Raw genomic sequence first — 3684 nt, 5'->3', positions numbered from 1 at the left:
CAGGCGGCAGCAACCTCGCTACCGCCCTGTCCTTGAATGCCTGTCCGAAACGAGCCACTGATCACTTCTTCCTACGCCCCCTGGTTTCCTGGTTCTATGGGGACGACAGGTATTCTGACGCGGGGGGACCTTGCGCAACCTGTGCTCGCTCTGCGGCGCGTTCTCCTTCATCAGCGTGAGGTATGGCGCCACAAACTCCTATTGCTCCTGGCTCCGATCCCTCGGGTACGGGTTCCTGCTCATCCAGTAAAGATAGAGCATGCTCCCGCTCGAGAAAAACTAAGGTGCACAACACGCCTCAGGAAAATCAAAACACATCCTTAAAACAAAAATCTATAGACATTCAATCTTGACCTTGATTGGACCATATTCGATAGAAAGCCGGAACCCCAAAAATCCTCCGCCCCATTCCGACACATAGCAAGCCATATCGAGAAACCAAACAGACCACAGCATTACCACAGAATGCTGGCATCTTGCATCACCGCTGCATTCAAATACAAATGGAATGTGTTTTTAAAGCATTTCACTGACAACAATGGATCTCTTGAGCAATGCCAGGAGACGTTTGACATCAAAATCCAGCATCTCCTTTTAGACCAAATCGCCGCTTTAACTCTAGGACGGAAATTACATCAGAAATTCTGAACAGCAAGCAGCGACCTCATGCTTGAAGTGCTGACAGCACTTAGACCAAACCCCGCTCGTTGGCTCATGTCTCCCTTAGGCCAGCATGGACTTTGGTTGCCAGTCTTCATAACACCCGTACAAGAAGCAGTTGTTGCCCTGCTACGAATGAGAAAAAATTGTGGTCTAGCGCACCTCATGTCGCGGAGTACGGTGTTTCTGTGGTCAACTACCCATGTTGTCTTTACCAAAGAAACTATGCCATGAAACAAATCACCGCCATCATCAAGCCTTTTAAGCTCGAGGAAGTTCGTGAAGCTTTGGCCGAGGTCGGAATATCTGGACTAACCGTTACGGAAGTTAAAGGCTTTGGACGCCAAAAGGGTCATACTGAGTTGTACCGCGGCGCAGAATATGTTGTCGATTTTCTCCCAAAAGTTAAAATCGAAGTCGTGGTGCGAGAAAATGATGTAGAGCGCTGTATCGACTCCATAGTTAAAGCAGCCAAGACAGGAAAGATAGGCGACGGAAAAATATTTGTAACCTCAGTAGACCAAGTTGTGCGCATTCGAACTGGAGAAATTGACGAATCCGCAGTTTGATGAGTCAAATTCAACCAGAAAGCAACTTTAGGCACAATGCACGCCGGCATGCTAGCGCTCATTTGAGCAAAATATTATTGCGCACGATATAAAGTTAATCCTTCCAGCGCATAAGTGCGAAGTAACTGCCAGCCTGTCGAGGCCGACACAATTCTGAGCCACCGTGCCGACTGAACGTTGAACCAGAAGCGGAAGCCGGTTTCTAAAGGCCGGCCGCGGATAAACGCAGGTCCTGACTCTGGTGTTTGATCTCCCGGATGCTTTGGTGAGGGCGCGGGACCAGACGCTGCAGGCAATGCCTTCACGTCTGGCCCCGCGCGGCGGCTCATCAAGCAATCTCGCCTAATACTGAGGTCCTGGCAGTCCGACGAGCCTGTTCGCGAGCCGTGATACGCTGCTTGGTCTGCTCTGTACTAAGCATGAAGCGGACCGACTCGTTGCCGATTTCGACGACGTAGCAATGGTGCTTGAGGCGGTCCAGCAGCGCTGGTTGTCGTTTTTGCGTCCATGAATACCGTTGACCAATCACCGAAGTCGAGATTGGTAGTGATTAGCACGTTGGTGTACTCGTGAAGCTTGGAAAGCAGGTTGAACAGCAAGGCTCCGCCGACCTGGCTGAAGGTCAGGTACCCCAGCCCATTCAATATGACCAAGGTCGTGCGCAGCAGTGCTGGGGCAACGCTGGGCCTTGCCCTGGGGCGTTTCCCGCTCCAGCGCGTTGACCAAGTCCACGGGCGAGCAGAACCGCACGCACTTGCCGTGGCGCGTGATGCTGGCCACACCGTGCGATGGCGGTCGAAAGATGCGTTTGGCCAGTTCCAGGGTCGCCTACGAGAACGGCGTTGTGCGCGGCCTCGGTGAACTCGCAGCTTGCCAGTTGCGTCACGGGCTTGCGGTCTAACAGTGACGCGATGTTGAAGTCAAAGCCAGCGAAGTCTCCGTGCAGTGGGAACTCGCCATGCGCAATTGTCAGCTCACCGAACGCATGGCGCGGTCGGTACCCTCGGCTGCAGCAGCTGTTCCAGTAGTCAGCGCGAGGTCTCACGACACCGACGTTCTGCCCCGGTTAGGCCAATCGTAGCGGGCCGGGTCGGCCAGCGGCGGCGTCCTGACCTGCAACGGGTGGATACGGCCTGCGGTACCGGGGCGGCAATGAAACGTCGCAGCGCGTTGAACACATGCCCGATGCTCACGCGCCCGGAAGGCAACGCGCTCTCCAAGGCGCCACTGCCACCTTTACAGGTCTACTCGTGCGTGTCACTTTCCGCCGTATAGGCGCCACGGCGTTTTCGGCGTCATGGAGCCACGGGGTTTCCGCCGTAATGGAGCCACTTCGTTTTCGGCATATAGGAGCCATCCAGGGCTGACGGACACCTCGATCTGAGCCCGGCCGCGCCGGTGCTGAAGTGCGTGCCATCCAGGCAAGCACGGAGGCAGCGATGGGCCGAAGGAGGTTCGAGATGTTCCAGTACCAATCCGAGCTGGCGCAGATCCGGCGGGGCTCATCCGACCGGGAACTCGCACGCAGCCACACCATGGGGCGCGCAAGCTGGCCCAATTCAGGACACTGGCCGCCGTGCAGGGCTGGCTCGACGCCGAGGCGCCGCTGCCCGACGAAGCCCAGATCGCCGCGGCGCTGGAGCCGGCGAAGCAGGCCGCCAGCACCGTCTCCAACTGCGGAGTCGCACCGCCAGCGCATGTCACCAGCAACCTTGACTTCCAGGAGTGGGGAGTGGGACTAGGCGTTCCCGGCCAACAAGCTGCTGGCCAGCGCCACGCTGGACCGCATGCGCCACAACGCCTACTGCTTGGTGCTCGACGGCACGAGCTACCGCGCACCGCGGCAACTCCCTACCGTCATCCACAACCGGCGGCCGTCACCGGTGTCCTGAGAGCCCTGCGACGTGGCTCCTATATGCTGAAAAAGGCCGGCTCCTATATGCCGGAAAGTGACACATGCAGGCAGGTTTTGCGACGCAGCCCTCGAAGCGTGTCGGCATGGGCATGGGGTGCAGCCGCTCGTGCTCCAGCATCTCGGCTACGCTCAAGCGCTCGTGCTGCGGGTGGCACATCATCGCTTGCCACAGCGCTCTCCCAGCCAGAGCCTTGAGCTCGGCGCAGGAGCGCCGCTTGGCCGGCTCGATCCAGGTAAGCCAGCGGCTGTCGCAGCACGTTCTTCTCGACGGCGCGCTTCTCTAAGCCCCAAGCGATTTGCAGAAGTTGGTGTCGAACAAGTCTGCAACAACTTCCGTGATAAATGCATCGCTGTTGTTCCATAGAACCGCCAAAGCGAAACGCCCCGACCATATTCTGGTCGGGGCGTTTGGCTGGGATATTAGCCTGACGATGTCCTACTTTCACACGGGAATCCGCACTATCATCGGCGCTGAGGTGTTTCACGGTCCTGTTCGGGATGGGAAGGGGTGGGACCACCTCGCTATGGTCATCAGGCTTG

The 3684-nt window shown here is 57.1% G+C and carries 1 protein-coding gene, 1 rRNA gene and 2 pseudogenes; 1 reads left to right on the top strand and 3 read right to left on the bottom strand.

The features are described 5' to 3' along the window. Window positions 1–890: 890 nt before the first annotated feature. Complete coding sequence (locus HHL10_RS29885; RefSeq protein WP_169164069.1) at window positions 891–1229, top strand: P-II family nitrogen regulator; 339 nt, start codon at window positions 891–893, stop codon at window positions 1227–1229. A 328-nt stretch (window positions 1230–1557) separates the two neighbouring features. Here the strand turns inward: HHL10_RS29885 and HHL10_RS29880 are convergent. The 3 genes and pseudogenes from HHL10_RS29880 to rrf all read right to left on the bottom strand — a co-directional run. Continuing rightward, a pseudogene (locus HHL10_RS29880) lies at window positions 1558–2237 on the bottom strand (ATP-binding protein); the annotation flags it as partial. Between the two features lie 953 nt (window positions 2238–3190). Next, a pseudogene (locus HHL10_RS30935) lies at window positions 3191–3463 on the bottom strand (IS21 family transposase); the annotation flags it as partial. Window positions 3464–3567: 104 nt separating this feature from the next. Next, a 5S ribosomal RNA gene (gene rrf / locus HHL10_RS29870) occupies window positions 3568–3680 on the bottom strand. Between the last annotated feature and the right edge of the window lie 4 nt (window positions 3681–3684).

The organism is Azohydromonas caseinilytica, from assembly GCF_012927045.1.
Classification (GTDB): domain Bacteria; phylum Pseudomonadota; class Gammaproteobacteria; order Burkholderiales; family Burkholderiaceae_C; genus Azohydromonas; species Azohydromonas caseinilytica.
This window is presented reverse-complemented; position numbering and strand designations above follow the sequence as displayed.